Genomic DNA, 24,447 nt, shown 5'->3' on the forward strand with positions numbered 1-24,447 from the left:
GGGCTGCCACAGTGCGTGCCTGCACCGTTTGACTAGTGGAGAACATTCGTGGCGTCAATTCTTGAAAAGGTTCTTCGTGTTGGTGAGGGTCGCGTTCTGCGCCGCCTGGAAAACTACGCGAAGGCCATCAACGCGCTGGAAGAAGACTTCCACGAGCTCACCGACGAGGAGCTGAAAAACGAGACCGTCACCCTGCGGGAACGGTATTCCAACGGGGAATCGCTCGATGATCTACTGCCCGAGGCGTTCGCCGCAGTGCGCGAGGCGAGCACTCGCACCCTGGGGCTGCGGCACTTCGACGTGCAGCTGATGGGTGGAGCCGCCCTGCATCTTGGCAACATTGCCGAGATGAAGACCGGAGAGGGCAAGACCCTCGTCGCCACGACCGCTGCCTACCTCAACGCCATCAGCAGCCGCGGTGTGCATGTCATCACGGTCAACGACTACCTCGCAAGCTACCAGAGCGAGCTCATGGGCCGCGTTTTCCGTGCCCTCGGTATGACGACCGGATGCATCGTCTCGGGTCAGACTCCGGCGCAGCGGCGTGAAATGTATGCCGCCGACATCACCTATGGCACCAACAATGAGTTCGGTTTCGACTACCTGCGCGACAATATGGCGTGGCAGGCCAGCGATATGGTGCAGCGCGGGCACTACTTCGCCATCGTCGACGAAGTCGACTCGATCCTCATCGACGAGGCTCGTACCCCGCTGATCATCTCGGGGCCGGCGTCGGGCGAAGCTAACCGCTGGTTCAACGAGTTCGCCAGCCTGGCCAAGCGTCTCATCGCCGACGAAGACTTCGAGGTCGACGAGAAGAAGCGCACCATCGGCGTGCTCGAGCCCGGCATCGAAAAGGTCGAGGATTACCTCGGCATCGACAACCTCTACGAATCAGCCAACACGCCGCTGATCTCTTTTTTGAACAACGCCATCAAGGCGAATTCTTTGTTCAAGAAGGACAAGGACTACGTCGTCATGAACGGGGAGGTGCTCATCGTCGATGAGCACACTGGCCGTATCCTCATGGGACGCCGCTACAACGAGGGCATCCACCAGGCGATCGAGGCCAAGGAGGGTGTCGCCGTCAAAGCCGAGAACCAGACCCTGGCCACCGTCACCCTGCAGAACTACTTCCGCCTGTACTCGAAGATCTCCGGCATGACCGGTACGGCCGAGACCGAAGCCGCTGAGTTCATGAGTACCTACAAGCTCGGCGTCGTGGCCATTCCCACCAACAAGCCGATGCAGCGCATCGACCAGTCCGACCTGATCTACAAGAACGAAGAGTCCAAGTTTCGTCAGGTCGTTGAAGATATCGCCCTGCGCCACGAAGCCGGCCAGCCGGTTCTGGTCGGCACGACCAGCGTCGAGAAGAGCGAGTATCTGTCCCGCCTGCTCGCCAAGATGGGTGTGCGACACGAGGTCCTCAACGCGAAGAACCACGCCCGTGAAGCCGCGATCGTTGCACAGGCCGGTCGACTCGGCTCGGTGACCGTCGCCACCAACATGGCCGGCCGCGGCACCGACGTGATGCTCGGCGGGAACGCCGAGTTCCTCGCTGTCGCCGAGATGAACGCGAAGGGCCTCAGCCCGGTAGAAACGCCTGACGAGTACGAACTCGCCTGGGACGACGTATTCACCGCTGTCAAGGCCGACGTCAGTGAAGAGGCCGAGAAAGTCATCGCTGCCGGTGGCCTGTATGTGCTCGGTACCGAACGGCACGAATCACGCCGCATCGACAACCAGCTGCGCGGGCGCAGCGGACGCCAAGGAGACCCGGGCGAGAGCCGGTTCTACCTCTCGCTCACCGACGACCTCATGCGCCTGTTCAACGCCGGCGCAGCCGAAGCTCTGATGGGCCGCTCGGGCGTGCCAGACGACATGGCGATCGAATCCAAGGTGGTCAGCCGCGCCATCCGCAGCGCACAGTCGCAGGTCGAGGGTCGTAACGCCGAGATTCGTAAGAACGTGCTCAAGTACGACGACGTTCTCAACCGCCAACGTGAAGCCATCTACGGTGACCGTCGACACATCCTCGAAGGTGACGACCTGCATGAACGCACCCAGACTTTCCTCACCAACGTCATAGACGAGGTGCTCGACGTGCATGCCGGCGACGGCAACGGCGACGACTGGGACTTCGACGCGATGTGGACCGAACTGAAGACCCTCTACCCGGTGGGACTGACCATCGACGAGGTCGTTTCTGAGGCCGGCGACAAGGGCAGAATCAATCGAGATTTCATGCGCCGGGAGATTCTTTCCGACGCCAAGCTCGCCTACTCACGTCGTGAAGATTCCCTGGGTGCCCCCGCGATGCGCGAACTGGAACGTCGTGTGGTGCTTTCGGTGATCGACCGCCGCTGGCGCGACCACCTCTATGAGATGGACTACCTGAAAGATGGCATCGGGCTGCGTGCGATGGCGCAGCGCGACCCGCTGGTCGAATACCAGCGCGAGGGTTTCACCATGTTTCAGCAGATGATGGGCCAGATTCGCGAGGAGACCGTTGGATTCCTGTTCAACCTCGACGTTGAGGTGACTGCCGGCGCTGGTGCCGTCAACGGGCCGGCCATTGCGGGGAAGGGGCTCAGCCCAGCTGACTCATCGGACGAGAAGCTCAGTTACACTGCGCCGAGCGATTCCGGCGGAGTCGAGGTGCGCAATCAGCGCGGCCAGATTCAGCAGGCTGCCACTGATCGGGCCAGGCGCACGGCGACGGTCGCGGCGAGCGATGACGAGCCGGAAGAAGCAGCCAGCCCGCCCCAGCGCGGAGCGTTTGGGCAGAAAACCGAGGGTGCCGCACCGGTGAACCGGGCCGAGCGCCGCGCCCAAGGCAAGAAGACAATCTAGGCCCGACGCACGCCGACGATTGGGCCGGCAACGCACGCCCATTCGTGGGCGAGCGTTGTCGCACGGGTCGTGAGAGGGGCATCCGTCTGCTGGCGGAAATGCCCGTGCATCACAGTACAACGAGAACAGTGGCACGCCAGCGCTGATCCAAGCCCTCCAACTGTACCGAGACGACGTGCGCTCGGCGTTTGTCGTACACCAGGATCACTGCATTGAAACCGCCGGTGTCGGTAGGCCAGGTCTTGACATGGTCGATCCACAGCCTTGGCCGTTCAGCGACGACTCCCGTGATGGCTCTGGCGCGAGCGGCGATCGACACGCGCACGCGCAGATGGGCGTAGACGTCGTCGGTAACCCATCGCGTGAGTTGCTCGAGGTCTCTGGCTCCGGCGATGACTTCGACAGCCCGCAGGGCGAGGGCGCGGAGTACCTGCTCCGTTTCGGGCCGGTGTGCCTGTCCAATCGGCTTCGGGCTGACTCCGCGCGCATCGATGTGCGCCTCCAACGGGTGAACCTGTGCGCTGGAAGCACCGGAACCAGATGACGTCATCGTTCCTCCTGATATCGAACGTGCAACTCTTGTAGCGCCACACTCAATCAGCTTGATCACCGCGTTGTCTAGCGCTTAAAGAGCCTGTGCACAACGTGAGCGAGATCGTCTCGCGTCGGCTACTTTCGACGTGTGCGCTGGGATGATTTGTTTGATGACCTCGAAGGGCAACTCGAACGCGAGTTGCACTCCGAAGCTACTGACCTGCGTCTGAAGGAAGAACGCCAACGGTTGGACAAGCTCTCCCTGCGCACCCGATTGAGTAACGTGGTGCGGTCGGTTGGCCTGGGTGGCGCGCTGCAGCTGCGCATCGTGCTGGTCTCCGGTGAGACGATCGTGCTTCGCCCGACGGCGCTCGGCCGAGACTGGCTCGCGGCTGACTTACCGGGCGCTAGAAACGGTCGGGTTCAGTGCGTGATTCCGCTCTCGGCCATCGCCGGTGTCGTGCTCAATGACGAGCAGAATCTGGCCTCGCTCGCGGTCGAGTCAGAATCTACCGGAAAGCTGATCGAACGAGTCGCTTTCCCCTTTGTGCTTCGGGATCTGTGCCGTCGACGGCGCAGCGTAGAGCTCGCGACCCGCGGTGGTGTCCTGGCCGGCACCATCGACCGGGTCGCGCGTGACCACCTCGATCTGGCGGTGCATCCGTTCGGAACGCTGCGCCGCGCGCCGGACGTGCTGCACTACCGTCTCGTGCCGTTCTGGCAAATTCACGTCATCCGGCTCGGGTAGTTGTGGATAACTTTCCACGATTTTCCGCAGTCGGGCACGATAAGGCCCAACGCATCATCAGAAGCGCTACAGACAAGCGAGGTAACGGATGAAAACAACCGGTTCCACACGTACGCGCCGCCGGTTCTGGGTCGATCCTCGATTTGTCATCGGTCTGGTGCTGGTCGCTGCGTCGATCGCGGGCGTCGGCGCGATCGTCGCCGGCAGTGATCGCACCACGGCGGTCTACACCGCACGGCACACACTGACCGTCGGCGATCAGCTCAGATCGGCCGACCTCGTGGAGAGCCAAGTGCAGCTCGGCGGCACGGCCGACCTGTATCTTGTGCCGGCGGCCAACCTGAAACGCGGTCTGCTCGTCACCCAGACCGTCCTGGCCGGCGAACTCGTGGCACGGTCCGCAGTCGGGCAAGCGTCGGGGAGCGACGTGACCAGTGTCGTCGTCGATATCCCCGGAAGGCTGGCCGCGTCCATCGTGGCAGGCTCCGTCGTCGATATCTGGTCGGCGCGGGCGACCGGGCCCAGCGAATACGCTCCGCCGACGATTCTCGTGGGGCAGGCCGTTATCGTTCGTATCGTCGAACCGACCGGCATCATCGCGGCCGGCAACGGTCAATCCGTCGAGATGCTCGTGCCGAAGGCCAGTGTTGGCGTGGTGCTGGAAGCGATCATGAACGGTGATGCCGTCGCGATCGTGCCCGTGAACACCCCGGTGGTGCCCTGATGGCCCGGCTTGCGCTCGTGCTGGATCGAGCGACCGAGCAGCGGATGCTGGCCGAGATCGTGGATTGCGGGCACAGTGTCGTCGCGCGCGTTGATACCGCCCGGGAGTTTCTCGAGACCCTATCGCATGGCCAGCCGCACGTCGTCGTCGTCAGTGGCCGCCGCGAGTCCCTGACAGGGCAGCTGATCGCCGCGTGCGACGAGCGCGGCATCCGGGTCGTCGCCCTGACCGCAACCGAACAGGAGCGGCGGCACGCGGGCACGCTCGGCCTGTACGAAACGGTCGGGATACCCTGCGACTGGTCGGAGATCGAAGATCTGCTTGTGTCGGGCGTTGTCGTTCCGTTGCGGGTGGGGGAACGGCATTTCACCGGCGGCGCGCTCAACACCGGGTCGGTGATCGCGGTCTGGGGTCCATGCGGCGCCCCGGGGCGCACCACCCTGGCCATTAACATCGCGGCGGAAATCGCGGCAGCTGGTCACACCGTCGTGCTGGCCGACGTTGATACCTACAGCGCCTCGATCGCCCCGAGCCTGGGCATGCTCGACGAAGCACCGGGTTTCGCTGCCGCTTGCCGGCTGGCCGGCAGCGACAGTCTCAACCAATCGGAGCTTGAACGTATCGCGCAACGCTACAACTCGCCCAAGGGCGCTTTCTGGGTACTCACCGGCCTCGGCAGGCCGTCGCGCTGGCCGGAACTGTCGACCGAACGGGTCACCCGCACCATTGACGCGTTACGCCACTGGGTGGACTACGTGGTGGTCGATACCGGGTTCAGTCTGGAGAGCGATGAAGAACTGAGCAGTGACGTGTTGGCGCCACGGCGGAACGCCGCCACCGTCACTGCCCTGCGCGTGGCCGATCACGTCGTCGCCTGTGGGCTGGCGGACCCGGTGGGGATGGCCCGGTTTCTTCGCGCCTGGAGCGATCTCACCGAAGTGATCGGCACCAGCGCGGTCAGCGTCGTGATGAATCAGGTGCGGGCGAGTGCTGTTGGGCTGAATCCGCGGGCGCAGGTCACGGCAATGCTGTTGCGTTTCGGTGGCATCGAATCATCGATTCTGGTGCCGCACGACCAAGGTGCCCTGGACGCGGCGGTATTGACGGGCCGCACGCTGCGGGACGCGAGCCCGAAATCTGCGGCGCGCGTGAGCATCCGTCGTTTTGTTCTGGAGGACTTGATCGTTCTTCCTGCCACGGAATCTAAGCGCAAGCCGCGGCGCGTCACCTGGCGCGGACGAAAGGCAGCCCCGGTCAGGTGAGGTCCGGCGAGGTGAACCCACAGATACACCTAGGCTATGGAGAGTGTCGACGCTCAGTGATCTCGTACTTGCCCAGGGCCGCAGCAGCGCGGAAGACGTGGACTGGCTGCATATGCTGGTCGCGGACGGCCAGCTGCTGGCCGACCTCGCGTTTGCGGATATCGTCGTGTGGGTTCCGACGACCTCCGACAGTTTCGTCGCGGTAGCCCACGCACGCCCATCAAGCGCGGCCACCCTGTTCTATCGGGACTTCGTCGGCCAGCACATCAAAGCGGAGTGGCGCAACCAGGTCACTGAAGCCTTCGAGGCTGCAAAGATCGTCGACCGTGATGCCCCTGCCTGGTTCGAGGAGACTCCCACCCGAGTGCGGGCCATTCCGGTATTGCGCCGACTGAGCACGAGCGGATCTGAGGTGACAGCTGTCCCGGTGGCGGTGCTCACCCGTCACACCAACCTGAGTGAGGCGCGCACGCCGAGCCGTCAGGAGTTGACCTTCAATGACTGCGCGAACGACCTCTTCGCCATGATCGCCTCCGGCGACTTTCCCGATCTCGGGGCCCCAACCGGACCGCGCCGCGGCGCGCCGCGCGCTTCGGACGGCCTGCTGCGTCTTGACGTCGACGGGCTGACCACCTTTGCCAGCCCGAATGCGCTTTCCGCATTCAATCGTATGGGTTTCGCCGAAGAACTCGAGGGGGAGTCCCTCGCCGAGGTCACCACGAGCCTGCTCACCGGCACTGCCGTCGTCGACGAGTCCCTGCCCCTGATCGTCACCGGGCGGGCGCCGTGGCGCACCGATATCGAGGCGCGCGGGGTGACGGTGTCGCTCCGCGCGATTCCCATTCGCGACCGCGGAGAACGCGTTGGTGCGATCATCTTGTCCCGTGACGTCAGCGAGTTGCGCCACCAGGAACGTGAGCTGATCACCAAGGACGCGACCATCCGGGAGATCCACCATCGGGTCAAGAACAATCTGCAGACCGTGGCCTCCCTGTTGCGCATCCAGGCAAGGCGCACCCAGTCCGACCGGGCGCGCGAGGCACTGACCCAGGCGATGCGGCGGGTTGCCGCCATCGCTGTTGTGCACGACACCCTGTCGGAGGGGCTCAGCCAGATCGTCGACTTCGACGCTGTCTTCGAACGGGTGTTGCTGTTGACGGTAGAGGTGGCATCCGCTCACAACACGACCGTGCACCCGAAATCCTTCGGCAGCTTCGGTACCTTGCCGAGCGCCTATGCGACGCCGCTCGCGCTCGTGCTGACGGAGCTGGTTACCAACGCGGTCGAGCACGGCCTCGCCGGGCGTGTGGGTGAAGTGTCGATCGAGGCGCAGCGCAGCGACGAGACACTCACCGTCATGGTGCGCGACACCGGTGTCGGCCTGCCGGAAGGCAAGGTGGGCTCTGGTCTCGGTACGCAGATTGTACGCACCCTTATTCAGGGTGAACTCGGCGGCACCATCGACTGGCACACCATGATGGGCAGCGGCACCGAGGTGACGATCGAGATTCCCCTGCGTTTCATGAAGGAAGGCTAGCCCCCGTCTCCTTTTGGACGGGGCCCGGGCCCGAAGCGCGGGCCCAGTTTATAGACTTGGCCCGCGGCCATAAGGTGGGCCCTCGAGCGGGTGCGGTTTCGCGCGGTCGCGAGGTCCACTGGCGGGCACAAAAAAACGAGCCAACGGCTTCCGGGAATACCGGAGGGCCGCAGGCTCGCGTTCTGTGGTCGAGCTGGCTCGCTAGGAAGCTCGGCGGGCGCGTGCTGCGCGACGCTTGAGCGCGCGGCGTTCGTCTTCGCTCAGACCGCCCCATACTCCCGAGTCCTGGCCGGTTTCCAGTGCGTACTGGAGGCACACCTCGGTGACGTTGCATCGTGCACACACCGACTTTGCCTTCTCGATCTGGTCCACTGCGGGTCCAGTGTTGCCGACCGGAAAGAAAAGTTCCGGGTCGGCGGTGAGGCAGGCAGCTTTATCGCGCCAGTCCATAGGGATGCTCCTTTTGTTACATGGGTGCACGGCCGATTGGCCAGAGTTGCAGGGGGTGATGGCCGGTTGCAGGAATGTGGGATCTGCGCGATAACCGCGTTGAAATAGCTCACGTCCCTGTGAGCGTCAACCAGACCTTCAATATCGTCCCATAATAGAGGTATCAAATCAATAGTTTCGTATGGTTTTTCGCTGTGAACAGCGGCTCTGGTGCAGGGCGCCCAGCCTGGATCGACCTCCGGGCTCTTCGTCGTGCCCCCCTGTTGGGGGTGTTGATCGCGTTCCTCGCCCTGGAAGCGCTCGCCCTGTGGTTCTTCAGCGCCTGGTGGGTGCTCGAACTGCTCATTGCCACCCCGACTTCGGGGGGAGCCGCGCTCGCCCTGTTAGCCCTTATCGTGGTCGCTGCCGTGTGGGTCAGTGCGATCACCGTCGGCGCTCTTCGTCGACGTCCGTGGATTCGTGGCGGTGCCATCACGTGGCAGCTCGTGCAGGTCATGATCGCGATCGGTTGTTTTCAGGGAATCTACGCTCGGCCTGACGTCGGCTGGGCGCTGCTGCTGCCGTCCATCATCGTGCTCGTTTTGGTGTTCACTCCGCGTGTCGTAGCTGCGACCAGCCACGAACCCGAGCCCGAAGCCGACTAAGCGGCGCTGTGCGGGTCGTGAAGACCCGATCAAGTACGAACCTAGGCGTCGATACCGAGCTTCTTACGCAGGCTTGCGACGTGGCCGGTGGCCTTGACGTTGTAGAGGGCGTGGGTGATGATTCCGGCCTCATCGAGCACGAGCGTCGACCGCAGCACACCGGTCACGATCTTGCCGTACAGGTTCTTCTCGCCGTAAGCGCCGTAGGCGCGGTGCACGGCGAGGTCGGTGTCGCTGAGCAAAGGAAAGTTCACGGCGTCGTGCTCTTGAAACTTCTTAAGCGTGGCCGGAGCATCTTTCGACAGTCCGAGTACCTGGTAGCCGGCCGATTTGAGCGACCCGAGGTTGTCGCGAAAGTCGCAGGCCTGGGTCGTGCAGCCGGGGCTCATCGCGGCCGGGTAAAAATACACGACGACTTTGCTGCCTGAAAAGTCGGCCAGTGAAACGGATGCCCCATCCTGATCGGTCAGGGTGAACTGGGGGGCTGTATCGCCGACTGCGAGGCGCGCTGAATCCGTCATCCCTCCATCGTAACTGCGTCAGGGGACACGGGCTCAGCGCGTGGGCGCAAAGGTGGCGAGAAGGCGCTGCAGGGAGTCCAGACGCACCCGGCCGGTCACGCCGAGTTCATCGGCCTCGACGGCCTCGATGATGGCGCAGTCCGGTGAGTCGGGTAAGTGCGTGCAGCCGCGCGGGCAGCGCTCGGCGATCGTCGCGAGATCGGTGAAGGCCTTGAGGATGTTGTCGGTGTTGATGTGCCCGAGGCCAAAGGACCGCACACCGGGAGTGTCGATGACCCAGCCTTGGCCGGCATCCGTTTGAAGGCGCAGCGACACGGTCGACGACGAGGTGTGGCGGCCACGCCCGGTGACGGTGTTGACGACGCCGATGGCCCGGTTGGTGCCCGGCACGAGCGCGTTCACCAGCGTGGACTTGCCAACTCCGGAGTGCCCGACGAAGACGGTGTCGTGACCGACCAGTGCCGCCGAGATCGCTTCGATCGGCATGCCGCCCTCGCCGCTCTGAAACACGGGCAGGTCGAGGCCGGCGAAATTGGCCAGGAATACGGCGGGGTCGGCGAGGTCGGTCTTGGTGATGCACAGGATGGGCTTCACGCCGGCGTCGTAGGCCGCGACCAGGTAGCGATCCACCAAGCGGATGCGTGGCTCCGGGTTGGCCGCAGCGACCACGATCAGCATCTGGTCGGCATTGGCCACGATCACGCGCTCAACGGCATCCGTGTCGTCGGCGCTTCGCCGCAGCAGCGTGTCGCGCGGCACGATGCGCACGATACGGGCCAGGCTGCCCTCCGCCCCGGTCGTGTCGCCGACGATGTCGACCCGGTCGCCGTTGACGACGGCCTTCTTGCGCAGTTCACTGGCCCTGGCGGTTGTGATGCGTCGCTCGGTCGGCAGATTTTCATCGAGCATGACCGTATAACGGCCGCGGTCGACCGAGAGGATGCGGCCGGTCAGGGCGTCCTGATGGCTCGGCCGGGTTTTGGAGCGGGGTTTACTACCCTTGCGGCCGGGACGCACGTGCACGTTCGACTCGTCGAACTCAGGCTCGTCGTCGTCGGCAGAGGCCCACCAGGTGTCGCCAGGATCGCCGGCGAGGTCGGCGTATTGGGTGTCGTCCGTGGACGGTGCGTCGGCGACCACATGAGCGCTGAGCCGATCGCGATCCTCGCCATCGCCCGGCAAAGTCGCATCGCCCGCCACCGCCATCTACAGCGCCGCTTCGGTGATCATCGCATGCCAGAGCTGCGGAAACTGGGGGAGGGTTTTCGCGGTCGTGCCGATGTTCTCCACGTCAACGCCGGGTACGGCGAGGCCGATCAGTGCTCCGGCCGTGGCCATCCGATGGTCGTCGTAACTGAGCCACTGGCCGCCGTGCAGGGGGGCCGGCTCGATCTGCAGGCCGTCGGGCAGTTCCGTGACCTGGCCTCCGAGTCGGTTGATCTCGGTGGCCAGCGCAGCGAGGCGGTCGGTCTCGTGGTTGCGAATGTGCCCGATTCCAGTGATCGTGCTCGGCGTCTCGGCGAGGGCAGCGAGGGCGACGAGGGTGCAGGCGAGCTCGCCGCCGGTTGAAAGGTCCAGGTCGACACCGAGAATGCGCTCGCCGCCGGTTACGGTGAGGCGGTCGCCTACGTGGGTGACGGTCGCGCCGAACAGCGGCAGGAGCTGCTCGAGGTCGGCGCCTACCTGAGTGGTCGTCTGCGGCCAGCCGGTGATGCTGACGCTGCCCCCGGCCACGAGCGCGGCGCAGAGGAACGGCGCGGCGTTGGAAAGATCGGGTTCGATATCGACCGTACGACCCGAGAGAAGACCGGGTTCGATGATCCATTCGCCGACGTTCGGCGTGGCCACGATGACTCCGCGAGCGCGCAACACCTCGATGGTCATCTCGATGTGCGGCAGGCTGGGCAGTCGTTCGCCGGAGTGCGTGAGGTGCAGCCCGTGCTCGAAACGTGCTCCGGCCAGCAGCAGGCCGGAGACGAACTGGCTGGACGTGCCCGCGTCGATGGTCGTGGCGCCGCCAGCAACCGCTCCGCGTCCGTGAACGGTGAAGGGCAAGGCGCGCTTGCCATCGTCGTTGATATCGCCGCCGAGGTCGCGTAGCGCGCCGATGATCGGACCCATGGGGCGGCGGCGGGCGCCGACATCGCCGTCGAACGTCGTCGGACCGAGGGCGAGGGCGGCCAGCGGCGGCAGAAAACGCATAACGGTTCCGGCCAGGCCGCAGTCGATCGTGGTGGAACCGAGCAGTTCCTCGGGCGGGGTCACCAACAGGTCGGAGCCGAACGCACCCGTGCCGGCCACCGCCTCGATCGTGGTGCCCAGCTGGCGCAGCGCGGCGACCATGAGATCGCTGTCGCGGGAATGCAGCGGTGACCGGAGCAGAGACGGTTCGCTGGCCAAAGCGGATGCGACGAGCTCCCTGTTGGTCAACGATTTCGAGCCCGGCAGGGCCAGAACAGCCTGCAGGGGCGCGTCTGTGTTCGGCGCCGGCCACCAGGCATTTTCCTCGGTCGGTGAATTGTCGCCGTACGGATCGAACTCCGGCTTGGAATATTTCGAGATCAGCATCGGTTATCAGAATAGTCGGTGATAACAATCTGAGGGAGATGCATAACGGTGTCAATGCTGCTGGAGCGAGCCCTGGACGTGGGTAACAGCTTAGAATCAGGGGTAATGACTTCAGACACGCCCGCGAACTCGGGAGACCTTTCGAGCAGCGACACAGATCTCACGATACTTTCCCCGACCAAGGCGGAACTGCGCGAGCAGACCCGCGGCTTGTTCGAGGAACAGGCGTTGCCTTTTCTCGACCAGCTGTACGCGGCGGCCATGCGCATGACACGCAATCCGTCGGATGCGCAGGATCTCGTGCAGGAAACCTTCGTGAAGGCTTTCGCCGCCTTCGCGCAGTACGAGCAGGGCACCAACCTCAAAGCGTGGCTGTACCGCATTCTCACCAACACCTTTATCAACGCGTACCGCAAGAAGCAACGCGAGCCGTACCAAGGCACGATTGATGAGTTGGAAGACTGGCAGCTCGGGGGAGCCGAATCAACCACCGCCATGTCGGGGCGTTCGGCCGAGGCCGAGGCCATCGACCACCTGCCGGACAGCGCCGTCAAAGACGCCCTGCAGTCAATTCCCGAAGACTTCAGACTCGCCGTGTACTTCGCCGACGTCGAAGGGTTCTCCTACCAGGAGATCGCCGAAATCATGAAGACCCCCATCGGCACCGTAATGAGTCGCCTGCACCGTGGCCGACGACTTCTGCGCGAGCTGTTGGCCGGCTACGCGGCTGAACGCGGGCTGGGCATGGGCCAGGACCAGAAACCATCCAGGAGCACAGAAAAATGACCGATTGTGGTTGCGAGAAGGCCAAGGCCGAACTCGAAGAATACCTGCACAACGAACTTCGCAAGAATGATGCGGCCGACATCCGGGAGCATCTCGCTAGTTGCCCCGACTGCAGCAGCGAACATCTTGTTGGTCGCACCCTGACCGAGGTCATGCAGCGCGCCTGCAAGGAGACCGCGCCCGAAGACCTGCGCGACCAGGTTTTGCTCAAGCTGCGCTCCCTGCAAGCCTCACACTAGTCGGAGGTTGCGGCGACGGTTCGACCTGCCCGAGCAGGAACACGGCACCCGTCGCATCCGCTACCTGAGCGAAGGTTCCGAAGTCGGAATCCCACGGTTCTCGCAGCACTGTGCCACCGAGTTCACTCACCTTCTTCGCGGACGTCCACACGTCGGCGACGCCCAGGTACACCTGCCAGTATGCCGGTACCCCGGGTGGCAGCATGGCATCGGCGTCGTACACCCCTCCGGTCATGGATTCGTCGTGGCCGAAGGTGCTGTAGCGAAAATCCGCGGTGTCGCTCAACGGAATCGGCGTCCAGCCGAACACCTCCTCGTAGAAGGCGATCGTTGCGTTAAAGTCACGGGTGATCAGCTCGTGCCAGACCGGTGTCCCGATCTCGTTGTCGACGTCAAACCCTCGATGGCCGGCGGCCTGCCACACGCCGACGGCCGCTCCCGCCGGGTCGGTCAGCACGGCCAGCCGCCCCTGGTCCCCGACAGTCTGCGGGCGCACGAGCACGGTAGCTCCCGCGGCCCTCGCGGCGCGCACGGTTTCGTCGACGCTATCGGTCGCGAGATAGGTGGTCCAGAAGTCACGGTTTCCACGCTCCTGAGCAGTGAGACCAGCGATGGCGGCGTCGCCGTGGAAGAACATCGTGTAGCGGCCGCTTCCCGCCCCGGTGTCGACGGCTCTCCAGCCGAGCAGTTCGGTGTAGAACTCGATCGACCGGGCCGGGTCGCTTGTCATCAGGTCAATCCAGCACGGCTCCCCGAGCTGGTTCACAGTGCGAACGGGCATGATCTCTCCTCGGGTTGCCCTGAGCCTAGAACCGCTGGCTCACTCTGGCAACACGACGGTATCGGCGCCACGGCGGGAACGAACCGAGGCCGCCGTGCCGGCTCGCGCAACCCCGCCGGCCCACACATCCAGCCGCCGCGAACACAACAGTGGGGGTGACTCTCGCCACCCCCACTGTTAGAACGTCGCTGTGACCGTTACAGGGTCAAAGCGTCGCGCTGCAACTTGGCCTGCTCGATTGCGTGGCGCTTGGCCGATCCAGCCGCTGGCGACGCAGACGCCGGACGGGAGAACAAGTGCATGGTGCGCGGGCCGAGCTTGCTGGTCTCCAGGTAGAAGAACGGCCAGGCACCCTGGTTCTCTGGTTCGTCCTGTACCCAGGCCAACTCGGCGTTGGGGTACTGGGCGGCTACGTTCTTCAACTCCACGGCGGGCAGCGGGTAATACTGCTCAACGCGCACGAGGGCGATCGCCGGGTTTGGATTCTTCTCGAGCTCGTTCAGCAGGTCGTAGTAGATCTTCCCAGCCATGAACAAGACGCGCTTGATGGCACTCTTGTCGACGATACGGGCGTCATCGATGACCGTCTCGAACTTGCCGCTGGTCAGCTCGGCCACGGCGCTTGTCGCGCCACGCAGCCGCAGCATCGACTTAGGCGTGAACACGATCAACGGGCGACGCGGACGCATGTACGCCTGGCGACGCAGCAGGTGAAAGTATGACGCGGGCGTCGACGGGCGCGCCACGGTCATATTCTCTTCGGCACACAGCTGCAGGAACCGTTCGATGCGAGCCGACGAGTGGTCAGGCCCCTGGCCCTCGTAGCCGTGCGGTAGTAGCAACACAACGGATGACCGCTGCCCCCACTTCTGCTCGGCCGAAGAGACGAACTGATCGATGATGGTCTGCGCTCCATTGGCGAAGTCACCGAATTGGGCTTCCCAGAGTACGAGAGCGTCGGCGCGTTCCACCGAGTAGCCGTACTCGAAGCCCATGGCGGCGTATTCGCTCAGCAGGGAGTCGTAGATCCAGAACCGCGCTTGGTTGTCCTTCAGGTTGGCCAGCGGCAGCCATTCCTGGCCGTTCACCCGGTCGTGCAGAACGGCGTGACGCTGCACGAACGTGCCGCGGCGGGTATCTTGCCCGGCGAAACGCACCGGGGTACCCTCGACCAGCAGCGAACCCAGCGCGAGCAACTCGCCGAAGCTCCAGTCGATGTTGCCGTTGCGGCTCATGTCGAGACGCTTCTGTAACAGCTGCTGCAGCTTATTGTGCACCGTGAAACCGACCGGCTTGTTGTTGAACGCGTCACCGATGAGCTGGATGACGCTCTCGGGAACGCCGGTCGTCTCTGGCTCGCCAGCGGCGTCCTCGCGTTCCTGTGCCTCAGCTTCGGCCTTCGCGGTGGCGGCCATCTCCGGGGTGATGATCGGAATCGACGCGGTCTGCGCGGCGTGCGTTTCGAGGAAGGCACGTTCGAGGCGGTCCTGGAAGTCGCGGTGGGCTGCTTCGTATTCCTCCACGGTGATATCGCCACGGCCGACGAGCGCCTCGGTGTAGAGCTTGCGCACGCTGCGCTTGGCCTCGACCAGGTTGTACATCAGCGGCTGGGTCATCGAGGGGTCGTCGCCCTCGTTGTGTCCACGACGGCGGTAGCAGATGAGATCGACGACGACATCCTTCTTGAACTCCTGGCGGTAAGCGAACGCGAGCTCGCCGGCACGCACCACTGCCTCGGGGTCGTCCCCGTTGACATGGAAGATAGGCGCCTGAATGGTCTTGGCGACGTCGGTGGCGTAGACGCTGGTGCGGGCATCCTGCGGCAGGGTCGTGAAACCGAGCTGGTTGTTGACCACGATGTGCACGGTGCCGCCGGTGCGGTAGCCGCGCAGCTGGGACATCTGCAGGGTTTCGAGCACAACGCCCTGGCCGGCCATTGCGGCGTCACCGTGAATAAGGATGGGCAGGGTGGAGAAGGTGCCGATCGGCTTGCGGTCCTGCTTGGCGCGTACGATGCCCTCGAGCACACCGTCGCCGGCCTCGAGGTGCGACGGGTTTGCGGCCAGCGAGACCGGAATCTCGGCGCCGTCTTCACCGCGGAACAAGCCCATGGTGCCAAGGTGATACTTCACGTCCCCGGAACCGTGCACGGTGCGCGGGTCTTGCGTTCCCTCGAACTCGCGGAAGATTTCGCCATAGGTCTTGCCGGCAATGTTGGTGAGCACGTTGAGGCGACCACGGTGGGCCATGCCGATCGCGACCTCGTCGAGGCCCTGCTCGGCAGCGCCCTGCAGAATAGTGTCGAGCAGCGGAATGGTGCACTCGCCGCCCTCAAGGCTGAAGCGTTTCTGGCCGACGTACTTGGTCTGCAGGAACGTTTCGAAAGCCTCGGCCTCGTTGAGCTTGGCGAGAATCCGCATCTGCTCGTGGTGCGTGGGCTTGACGTACGACTTCTCTATTTTTTCCTGCACCCACTTGCGTTGGGCTGGGTCTTGAATGTGCATGTACTCGATGCCGGTGGTGCGGCAGTACGAGTCGCGCAGCACTCCCAAGATGTCGCGCAACAGCATTTGGCGCTGCGAACCGAAACCGCCGGTCACGAAGGAACGGTCGAGGTCCCAGAAGGTAAGCCCGTGGGTGGCGATATCGAGGTCGGGGTGACTGCGCTGCGAGTACTCGAGCGGGTCGATGTCGGCCATCAGGTGGCCGCGCACGCGGAACGAGTTGATCAGTTCCTGCACGCGTGCGGTCTTGTCGACGGCGCTCGTGAGGTCGACGCTAATGTCCGGTGCCCAGTGGATCGGGTCGTACGGAATGCGCAGCGCCGAGAAGATCTCTTCGTAGAAGTTGTGCTGGCCGATCAGAAGCTCGTGCACGATCTTGAGGAACTCGCCCGAACCGGCGCCCTGGATAACCCGGTGGTCGTAGGTGCTGGTGAGGGTGATGGTCTTGGAGATGGCCAGGCCGGTGAGGGTCTTGACGCTCGAACCCTGGAATTCGGCCGGGTAGTCGAGGGCGCCGGCGCCGATGATGCAGCCCTGGCCCTTCATGAGGCGGGGCACCGAGTGAACCGTGCCGATGCCGCCGGGGTTGGTCAGCGACAGGGTCGCTCCGGCGAAGTCATCGGCGGTGAGCTTGTTCTTACGTGCACGCGTGACCAGGTCTTCGTAGGCGGCGAGGTACTCGCCGAAGGTCATCGTGTCGGCACGCTTGATCGCCGGGACGAGCAGGGCGCGGGTGCCGTCGGGCTTGGGCATATCGATGGCCAGTCCCATGCCGACGTGGGCGGGGGCAACGACCGAAGGCTTACCGTCGACCTCGTCGTAGTAGACGTTCTGGCTGGGGAACATCTTGAGCGCGCGGATGAGAGCCCAACCGATCAGGTGGGTGAAGGAGACCTTGCCACCACGAGCCCGCTTCATGTGGTTGTTCATGACGATGCGGTTGTCGATGAGCAGCTTGGCCGGAATGGTGCGCACGCTGGTGGCCGTCGGCACGGTCAGGCTGGTGACCATGTTGGTCGCAAGTGACTTCGCCATGCCGCGCAGCGGCGAGACCTGATCTTGTTTGACCGGCGCGGAGGCATCGACGATGATGGCCTGCGGGCTCGTCACGGGGGCGTCAGCGGGAACGGGGGCCGGTTTGGGTGCACTCGAGGTGGTGCGCGCCGTCGGCTGGTTCTCGGTCACCGGAGCCGGAGCTGCGGCTCCGGGAGCGGTCTGCGCGACCGGCGCGGCGGCCGCGACCGGAGCTGCTGGCGCCGTTACGGCTGTCGCCGGAGCTGCTGTCGCCGGAGCTGCCGGAGCGGTGGCCTCCGGTGCCGCAGCGGCGGTTGCCGGGGTGTTCGCGGTCTGGTGGTAGCTCTCGAGCACCGGCCACCACGATTCATCCACTAACTTCTTGTCGATCAAGTAGCGTTCGTACAATTCGTCAACGAGCCACTCATTTGCTCCGAATTCGCCCGACGTTGTCTCGTCGGAAGCTCCACCGGTTACCTGGCCTGACACCGTGGGATCGCCCACTCTCTGCTTTGAAGTTGGATGCCCTCGGCGGGTTCAATCGCCGGGTCAATCTGCGCTTTCATTGAGCCTGTCGCTGACGATCTTGACCGCCAGGTCAGTCTGCCCGTCTAGCCTAATCCCATCCCGTCCCGCCATAAACACTCCGCTGAGCGGCTAGCGTTCTTGGTATGCAGTTCTATGGAACGACACCCAGTCACGATCTGACCTACTCCGACGTGTTCCTGGTGCCCGGCCAATCGACCGTCACCAGCCGTTTAGATGTCTCGCTGGCGCCGAGTGACGGCACCGGCGCCACGATACCCATCGTGTCGGCGAATATGAACTCGGTCACCGGGCCTCGTCTGGCGGCCTCGCTCGCCCGACGTGGCGGGCTCGGGGTTCTGCCGCAGGACATGCACCTGCAAGACCTGGATGCGGCCATCCGTTGGGTGAAAGACCAGTCGGTTCGTTTCGACACGCCATTCGCGTTCGCCCCCGACGACACCGTCGAGCTCGCCCGTCGGCAGGTTCCGGCCGTTCCCGGACAGGGAATAGTGATCCACTCCGCTGATGGTGACTACCTCGGCTGCATCGTGGCCAGCCGGCTGGCGACAGCTCTGCCCGACGCTCGCCTGGGTGACCTGTTGCACGGTGAACTGACCGCGATCGACGCCGATGACGTCGACGGGCCGCGCCGCGCTTTCGACCTGATGACCGAGGCCGACATCGACTTCGCTCCGGTACTGCACCACGGCGTCGTGATCGGAACCCTCAGTCGCAAGAGCGCCCTGCGCTCCACGCTCTACCAGCCCGCGCTCGACGCACGCGGACGGCTCAAGGTCGCAGCGGCGATCGGTATCAACGGTGACGTCGCGGCGAAGGCTCGCGCGCTCACCGCTGCCGGCGTAGACATTCTGGTGATCGATACCGCGCACGGCCACCAGGATGGCATGCTGCGCGCGATCGGCATCGTCGCTGACCTGAACCTCGGGCTGCCGATCGTGGCCGGCAACGTCGTGACCAAAGATGCCGTGCGTGATCTGGTCGGCGCTGGCGCGACCATCGTCAAGGTCGGAGTGGGTCCAGGGGCAATGTGCACCACCCGCATGATGACCGCCGTCGGCCGGCCCCAGTTTTCGGCCGTGCTCGAAACGGCCACGGCCGCGCGTGAGCTCGGCGCTCACGTCTGGGCAGACGGCGGGGTGCGCTACCCGCGCGACGTGGCCCTGGCGCTGGCCGCTGGCGCAGCATCCGTCATGATCGGTTCCTGGTTCGCTGGAACCACCGAAGCGCCTGGCACGCTCAATGTGGATGCCAGCGGCGCGGTGTACAAGGAAAGCTGGGGCATGGCGTCGACCAAGGCCGTTCAGGCGCGGTTCGAGCGCCTCGACGCCTACGAACTTGCCCGCAAGACCCTGTTCGCCGAGGGAATCTCGAGCTCGAAAATCTACCTCGATCCGCTGCGTCCGTCGATCGAAGACCTGCTCGACATGATCACCTCGGGGGTGCGCTCCTCATTCACCTACGCCGGAGCCACCAATGTGGCGGACTTTCACGAGAAAGCGCTCGTAGGTATTCAATCGGCCGCCGGCTATGAGGAGGGTAAGGCGCTGCCGGTGTCCTGGTAGTGCTGGCGGCATTTCGCGGGTGCAGTATCCGCTGGCTGCCGGGCGCGCGGGCAGGTGCTCCGGTATACTCAGTTGAATAATGGATGACCCTCCCACTGCTGAACCCTCGTCCCACAAACCCTCGCCCGTAGTCGCTGGTGGTGGACTCCTTGTCTGAGCTGGTCATGCTCGGGGTCGGCCTCATCCTCACCGTCGGAACGGGCCTTTTCGTTGCCAGTGAGTTCGCCCTGGTGAATCTCGACCGCGCCGACCTCGAAGCGCGCCGCGATCGCGGGGAGACCCGCCTCGCCCTGACCATCTCCGCTCTGAAAATCACCTCGACGCACCTGTCGAGCGCACAGCTGGGTATCACCTTGACTACCCTGCTCACCGGCTACACGATCGAACCGGCCCTGTCGTCACTGCTGCGCGGCCCGCTCACCTCGATCGGCCTGCCCGTCGATCTGGTGCCGGTGTTCGGCGCCACGATCGCCATCTTGACGGCGACCCTCGTGTCGATGGTCATCGGTGAGCTGGTTCCGAAGAACTTCGCGCTAGCCCTGCCCATTCAAACCGCACGCCTGGTGCTTCCGTTCCAGACCGTGTTCACGACCGTTTTCAAACCGGCCGTGCTGGTGCTCAATAACAGCGCCAACGGTCTGCTGCGCTCTGTGGGCATCGAACCGAAGGAAGAGCTTTCCGGCGCCCGCACAGCCGAGGAACTCTCCTCACTCGTGCGCCGTTCGGCGAGCGCCGGACTGCTTGAAAAAGATACCGCCACGTTGCTGCACCGCACGCTGCTGTTCTCCGGGCATACGGCATCCGACGTTATGACACCGCGTCCGCGGGTGGCGAGCATCCACCGCACCGATTCGGCGCAGGCGGTCATCGACCTCACACGTTCCACCGGTTATTCGCGCTTTCCCGTCGTCGACGAGAGCGTCGACGACGTCGTTGGCATCGTGCACGTCAAACAGGCGGTGGCTGTGCCGCGGACGCGCCGAGCGGATGTTCCGGTGTCGGCCCTGCAGACCGACCCGGTGCGAGTACCCGAAACCATGAAGCTCGACGACCTGCTCGGCGAGCTGCGCGCCCGCGGCTACCAGATGGCCATTGTCGTCGACGAGTACGGCGGAACCGGCGGCGTCGTGACCCTCGAAGACCTGGTCGAGGAATTGGTCGGCGAGGTGGCCGACGAGCACGACCGGGCCCGCGCGGGCGTCGTGCGCTCGCCGGACTCACTGACCTTTCCCGGCATGCTGCGGCCCGATGAACTGCTGGAACGCACGAGCGTCGTCGTGCCGGAGCAAGGCCCCTATGAGACCGTGGCCGGTTTTGTCATGAGTGAGCTGGGCCGCCTGCCAGTGATCGGTGATCGGGTACCGTTGCGCGGCGGCTTCCTCACCGTTGAGCGGCTGGAGGGGCGCCGGATCGACCGGCTGCGCTTCACTCCTGAGGCCGTGCCCGAACCCGTATCGGCTGTTGAAACCAAGTCCGATCGAAAGAATGTGGGCGACAAATGAGCGACTGGGCCGGACTTGCCTGGTTGGTCGTGCTGCTCGCCGCCAACGCGTTCTTCGTCGGAGCGGAATTCGCCGTGATCTCGGCCCGTCGCTCGCAGATCGAACCGCTCGCCGAGGCCGGAAAGCGCAGCGCCAAAACTGCATTGTGGGCGATGGAACACGCGACGCTCATGCTCGCGACGTCTCAGCTGGGGATCACAGTGTGCTCGCTGCTCATCCTGAACGTCTCAGAGCCGGCGATCCACCATCTGCTCGAGGTGCCGCTGGGTCTGACCGGCTTGCCGGACGCCTACATCGGCACGATCGCATTCATTGTGGCGCTGCTCGTGGTCTCTTACCTGCACGTCGTATTCGGTGAGATGGTTCCCAAGAACCTGTCATTTTCGGTGCCGGACCGTGCTGTGCTGCTGCTCGCGCCGCCGCTGGTGTTCGTCGCCCGCGTTTTCAAGCCGCTGATCGTCACCCTCAACGCCTGCGCCAACGGAGTATTACGCCTGTTCGGGGTGCAACCCAAGAACGAGGCGACGAGCGCGTACACCCTGGACGAAGTGGCGACGATCGTTACCCAGTCCACCCGCGAGGGTGTGCTCAGCGACGGAACCGGCGCGCTCAGCGCGGCGTTCGAGTTCACCAACCTCAAAGTGCGCGACGTGGCTGTCGGCCTCGGCAAGCTGGTCAGCCTGCCGGAGTCGGCCACGCCGGCCGACGTGGAGAAAGCCGTGACCCGCCACGGCTTCTCCCGCTACGTGCTCATCGATGCTGAAGGCTACCTCACCGGCTACGTGCACCTGAAAGACGTGCTCGACCTCGATGTGCCGTCGGCGTCGGCCGGTGCCGTAACGCTGGCTGAGCGCGACAGCTACGCGGGAGCGATCCCCGCCAAGCGCATCCGTACCTTGATTTCAATCTTCGAAGACACCGACCTCGAAGACGCCCTCGCCACCATGCGTCGCTCGGGCGCGCACCTTGCGCGGTCGTTCACCGCCGAGGGCGAGACCACCGGGGTTCTCTTTCTGGAGGACATCATCGAGGAGCTCGTCGGCGAAGTGCAAGACGCCACTCGCCGCGACTAAACCACGATCACGGCCAGGCGCATGGGCGCACTCGCACAGGTCGGAGGCGGATCCGCGCGCGGATCGAAAACGACCTATCGTGGAGGCATGGTGAAACGGCGCGGCTGGCTCGAATGGGAGGCCGAACAGGCCCGCGACTGGATCTCGCGGCCCCAGGCCGGTGACGACAAATACTCGCGCGGCGTGCTCGGCGTGCGCACCGGTTCCAAGGAGTACCCGGGGGCAGCGGTGCTCGGCGTCGACGCGGCCGTGCGCACCGGCCTCGGTATGGTGCGGTACCTCGGTCCGCGCCGTGCCGCAGACCTCGTACTCCAGCGTCGGCCCGAAATAGTCACCGTGTCCGGTCGGGTGCAAGCCTGGCTGCTCGGCTCCGGAATGAATGCGTCCACACGAACGGATACCGTTACGGCCGCCCTGGCGGCAGCCTTCGCCGAGGGCCTGCCCACCGTCGTCGACGCTGGCGCCTTGGACCTGGTCTCGCGGGCGATCGGACCGACGGTGATCACCCCGCACGCGGGCGAACTGGCCGCGATGCTCGCGAATGAGACCAAGCCTGGTTCGGCCTCGCAGATTGCCGAGAACCCGGGGGAATGGGCAATTCGGGCCGCCCACCTGTTCGACGTGACGGTGCTGCTCAAGGGCGCCGTCACCCACATCGCCTCACCGTCTGGCGCCCGCCTGACCGTGTCGATCGGGCCGGCCTGGCTGGCGACGGCCGGGTCTGGCGACGTGCTCGGCGGCATTCTCGGCGCGCTCCTGGCGACCCATTCCGACCAGCTCGAAACGGATTCCGCCTCCCTCGCCCCGCTTGCCGCCACCGCAGCCCTGCTGCACGCCGAAGCTGCGATCCTCGCCTCAGCCGGCGGCCCGATCGCGGCCCTCGACATAGCGGATGCCGTACCGCGGGCTGTCGCCGCTCTACTCGACCCCTGAATCGACCCCGGTCAGCGCGTGGCTTGGTAGAACAGGACACGATGCGGTCGGTTGTGCGAAGGTAAAGCGTGCGAATTCACGACGAGACCCGCAGCGCCGCCCGAACGCGGCCGGTGCTCCCACACTCGCTCGCCGTGCTGTGGGCAGCCTTCGTGAGCGTGCACATATTGTTGATCGTCCTGGCCATGTTCGGGCCGGGGTATTCGCTCGGCGACGTCGAGGTGGTCTACCGCGGCTGGGCCGAGAATGCGTTTGCTGGCCGCATCGTCGGGATCACGGAGAATTTCGTCTACCCGGCGCTCGCCCTCGTACCGATTGTCAGCGCGTTCGCCCTCGGTGGCACGGCCTACCTTGCCACCTGGTTCGCGGTCGTGACCGCGTTGAACGCGGGGGCCTTTGTCGTACTCGTTCGCTCGCACCGCACGGTGGCCTGGTGGTGGCTGGCATTTCTGGCGTTGCTCGGCCCCATCGCGCTTGCCCGAATTGACGCGATCACGGTGCCGCTGTGCATCGTCGCCCTGCTGTGGCTGCGCCGGCGCCCATTCTGGGGCACGGCACTGCTCACGATCGCGACCTGGATCAAGATCTGGCCGGTCGCCGCGCTCGCAGCCCTGTTCGTGGCGTCGAAACGACGGTGGCGCATGGTCGGCGTTGCCGCCGTCGTGACCGCTGCGGTCGTCGCCGTGGCTGGGGCGCTCAGCCTGAGCCGCGGCAGAGGCATTCACGTGCTGAGCTTCGTGGCCGAACAAGCGGGCCGGGGGATCCAGATTGAATCGCCCGTCGCAGTGCCCTGGCTCTGGCAGACCGCACTGGGCGTGCCGGGTAGTTTCATCTATTACGACCACGAGATTCTCACGTTTCAGGTCGCCGGCGCTGGCACCACCGCAGTGAGCGCTCTGATGACCCCGCTGTTGGCCCTAGCCTCCGTCGCAGTGTTGCTGCTCGGCATACGCGCCCAGCACCGGGGAGCTGGCACTTTCGCGGTACTACCGCCGCTGACGCTCGCGTTGACGGCGACCCTGATCGCGTTCAACAAGGTCGGTTCGCCGCAGTTCATCAGTTGGCTGGCCGCACCGATCATTCTGGGACTCGCGGTGAACGGGCGAACCTGGCGAACCCCGGCGCTGCTCGGCCTGACGCTCGCCGCGCTCACCCAGCTCGTCTACCCCTATCTGTATGACGGGGTACTCAGGGCCAATCCGGTCATGGTATTCGTGCTCACCGTGCGCAACCTGCTCGAGTTCGTGCTGTTCGGCTGGGCCCTGTGGACGCTGTATCGACTCACACCAGCGCGGGGCGAACCCGCATCCGTTGATCGAAACCAACATTTCACCAACCACCACTAGGGAGCCACTATGCTCGTCGCATTTTCCGTTGCACCGTCCGTCGCCGCCGACTCGCAGGGATCGGTGCACGACGCGGTCGCTGCTGCCGTGCGCATTGTGCGAGATTCCGGCCTGCCCAATCACACCGATTCGATGTTCACCACGATCGAGGGCGACTGGGACGAGGTCTTTGCCGTCATCAAGGCCGCGACCGAGGCGGTGGGCGCGTTCGGGCCGCGCGTATCCCTGGTACTGAAGGCCGATATCCGCCCAGGGCACACCGGTGAGCTCACCGGCAAGCTCGAGCGCCTCGAGACCGCCCTGGTCGACTGAAT

The 24,447-nt window shown here is 64.7% G+C and carries 21 protein-coding genes; 14 read left to right on the plus strand and 7 right to left on the minus strand.

All coding sequences use genetic code 11. The features are described from left to right. The first annotated feature begins 48 nt into the window (after window positions 1–48). Entirely contained in the window at window positions 49–2,856 is a 2,808-nt protein-coding gene (gene secA / locus E3T38_RS15255) for a preprotein translocase subunit SecA (protein ID WP_134548974.1), read from the plus strand. A 109-nt stretch (window positions 2,857–2,965) separates the two neighbouring features. On the opposite strand, the gene E3T38_RS15260 is transcribed toward secA, so the two are convergent. After that, window positions 2,966–3,406 carry an Rv3235 family protein gene (locus E3T38_RS15260; RefSeq protein WP_134548975.1) on the minus strand — a complete coding sequence of 147 codons (441 nt, stop codon included), beginning with the start codon at window positions 3,404–3,406 and terminating at the stop codon, window positions 2,966–2,968. Between the two features lie 132 nt (window positions 3,407–3,538). Between E3T38_RS15260 and E3T38_RS15265 the strand changes: the two genes are divergently transcribed. The 4 genes from E3T38_RS15265 (at window position 3,539) to E3T38_RS15280 (ending at window position 7,661) form a co-directional block, all read left to right on the plus strand. After that, entirely contained in the window at window positions 3,539–4,138 is a 600-nt protein-coding gene (locus tag E3T38_RS15265; RefSeq protein ID WP_134548976.1) for a hypothetical protein, read from the plus strand. 88 nt (window positions 4,139–4,226) lie between these two features. Next, window positions 4,227–4,862, plus strand: a complete 636-nt coding sequence (locus E3T38_RS15270; RefSeq protein ID WP_134548977.1) for a hypothetical protein — start codon at window positions 4,227–4,229, stop codon at window positions 4,860–4,862. Beyond that, entirely contained in the window at window positions 4,862–6,124 is a 1,263-nt protein-coding gene (locus tag E3T38_RS15275; protein ID WP_134548978.1) for a regulator, read from the plus strand. The genes E3T38_RS15270 and E3T38_RS15275 overlap by 1 nt, the downstream gene beginning before the upstream one ends. 43 nt (window positions 6,125–6,167) lie before the next feature. Further along, entirely contained in the window at window positions 6,168–7,661 is a 1,494-nt protein-coding gene (locus E3T38_RS15280) for a sensor histidine kinase (protein ID WP_134548979.1), read from the plus strand. Window positions 7,662–7,862: 201 nt separating this feature from the next. Here the strand turns inward: E3T38_RS15280 and E3T38_RS15285 are convergent, their stop codons facing one another. Then, window positions 7,863–8,111 (minus strand): WhiB family transcriptional regulator, encoded by a 249-nt coding sequence (locus E3T38_RS15285; RefSeq protein WP_035837005.1) that lies wholly within the window; start codon window positions 8,109–8,111, stop codon window positions 7,863–7,865. A 194-nt stretch (window positions 8,112–8,305) separates the two neighbouring features. Here E3T38_RS15285 and E3T38_RS15290 point away from each other — a divergent pair, with 194 nt between their 5' ends. Next, on the plus strand, window positions 8,306–8,755 hold the full coding sequence (locus tag E3T38_RS15290; protein WP_241984508.1) for a hypothetical protein: 450 nt from the start codon (window positions 8,306–8,308) through the stop codon (window positions 8,753–8,755). Between the two features lie 41 nt (window positions 8,756–8,796). Here E3T38_RS15290 and bcp read toward each other — a convergent pair whose 3' ends face one another. From bcp to aroA, 3 genes are read right to left on the minus strand one after another with little or no spacing between them, the layout of a single operon-like run. Continuing rightward, window positions 8,797–9,276 carry a thioredoxin-dependent thiol peroxidase gene (gene bcp / locus E3T38_RS15295; RefSeq protein ID WP_134548980.1) on the minus strand — a complete coding sequence of 160 codons (480 nt, stop codon included), beginning with the start codon at window positions 9,274–9,276 and terminating at the stop codon, window positions 8,797–8,799. A gap of 33 nt (window positions 9,277–9,309) precedes the next feature. Next, window positions 9,310–10,482, minus strand: a complete 1,173-nt coding sequence (rsgA, locus tag E3T38_RS15300) for a ribosome small subunit-dependent GTPase A (protein ID WP_134548981.1) — start codon at window positions 10,480–10,482, stop codon at window positions 9,310–9,312. Continuing rightward, entirely contained in the window at window positions 10,483–11,844 is a 1,362-nt protein-coding gene (gene aroA / locus E3T38_RS15305; RefSeq protein ID WP_134548982.1) for a 3-phosphoshikimate 1-carboxyvinyltransferase, read from the minus strand. 105 nt (window positions 11,845–11,949) lie between these two features. Here aroA and E3T38_RS15310 point away from each other — a divergent pair, with 105 nt between their 5' ends. Beyond that, the gene (locus tag E3T38_RS15310; RefSeq protein ID WP_134548983.1) at window positions 11,950–12,630 is read left to right on the plus strand and encodes a sigma-70 family RNA polymerase sigma factor; all 681 of its coding nucleotides are present in this window, start codon (window positions 11,950–11,952) and stop codon (window positions 12,628–12,630) included. After that, window positions 12,627–12,869: a zf-HC2 domain-containing protein gene (locus E3T38_RS15315; protein WP_104126140.1), complete on the plus strand. Its 243-nt coding sequence runs from the start codon at window positions 12,627–12,629 to the stop codon at window positions 12,867–12,869. Before E3T38_RS15310 ends, E3T38_RS15315 begins: the two co-directional genes overlap by 4 nt. Here the strand turns inward: E3T38_RS15315 and E3T38_RS15320 are convergent. Further along, window positions 12,838–13,650: a VOC family protein gene (locus E3T38_RS15320; protein ID WP_134548984.1), complete on the minus strand. Its 813-nt coding sequence runs from the start codon at window positions 13,648–13,650 to the stop codon at window positions 12,838–12,840. The two genes, E3T38_RS15315 and E3T38_RS15320, sit on opposite strands and share 32 nt — an antisense overlap. A 197-nt stretch (window positions 13,651–13,847) precedes the next feature. After that, window positions 13,848–17,657: a multifunctional oxoglutarate decarboxylase/oxoglutarate dehydrogenase thiamine pyrophosphate-binding subunit/dihydrolipoyllysine-residue succinyltransferase subunit gene (locus E3T38_RS15325; RefSeq protein ID WP_134549096.1), complete on the minus strand. Its 3,810-nt coding sequence runs from the start codon at window positions 17,655–17,657 to the stop codon at window positions 13,848–13,850. A gap of 182 nt (window positions 17,658–17,839) precedes the next feature. On the opposite strand from E3T38_RS15325, the gene E3T38_RS15330 reads away from it, so the two are divergent. From E3T38_RS15330 to E3T38_RS15355, 6 genes are all read left to right on the plus strand, one after another. Further along, on the plus strand, window positions 17,840–19,279 hold the full coding sequence (locus tag E3T38_RS15330) for a GuaB1 family IMP dehydrogenase-related protein (RefSeq protein ID WP_134548985.1): 1,440 nt from the start codon (window positions 17,840–17,842) through the stop codon (window positions 19,277–19,279). Window positions 19,280–19,443: 164 nt separating this feature from the next. Further along, window positions 19,444–20,781 carry a hemolysin family protein gene (locus E3T38_RS15335; RefSeq protein ID WP_134549097.1) on the plus strand — a complete coding sequence of 446 codons (1,338 nt, stop codon included), beginning with the start codon at window positions 19,444–19,446 and terminating at the stop codon, window positions 20,779–20,781. Beyond that, on the plus strand, window positions 20,778–21,854 hold the full coding sequence (locus E3T38_RS15340; protein WP_134548986.1) for a hemolysin family protein: 1,077 nt from the start codon (window positions 20,778–20,780) through the stop codon (window positions 21,852–21,854). The genes E3T38_RS15335 and E3T38_RS15340 overlap by 4 nt, the downstream gene beginning before the upstream one ends. Window positions 21,855–21,875: 21 nt before the next feature. Next, a complete protein-coding gene (locus tag E3T38_RS15345; protein WP_241984509.1) occupies window positions 21,876–22,787 on the plus strand; it encodes an ADP/ATP-dependent (S)-NAD(P)H-hydrate dehydratase in 912 nt (303 codons plus the stop codon). A 68-nt stretch (window positions 22,788–22,855) separates the two neighbouring features. Next, window positions 22,856–24,133 (plus strand): glycosyltransferase 87 family protein, encoded by a 1,278-nt coding sequence (locus E3T38_RS15350; RefSeq protein WP_198417370.1) that lies wholly within the window; start codon window positions 22,856–22,858, stop codon window positions 24,131–24,133. A gap of 9 nt (window positions 24,134–24,142) precedes the next feature. Beyond that, the gene (locus tag E3T38_RS15355) at window positions 24,143–24,445 is read left to right on the plus strand and encodes a thiamine-binding protein (RefSeq protein ID WP_104196628.1); all 303 of its coding nucleotides are present in this window, start codon (window positions 24,143–24,145) and stop codon (window positions 24,443–24,445) included. Window positions 24,446–24,447: the final 2 nt, after the last annotated feature.

Source organism: Cryobacterium sp. Hb1, from assembly GCF_004403585.1.
Lineage (GTDB): Bacteria > Actinomycetota > Actinomycetes > Actinomycetales > Microbacteriaceae > Cryobacterium > Cryobacterium lyxosi.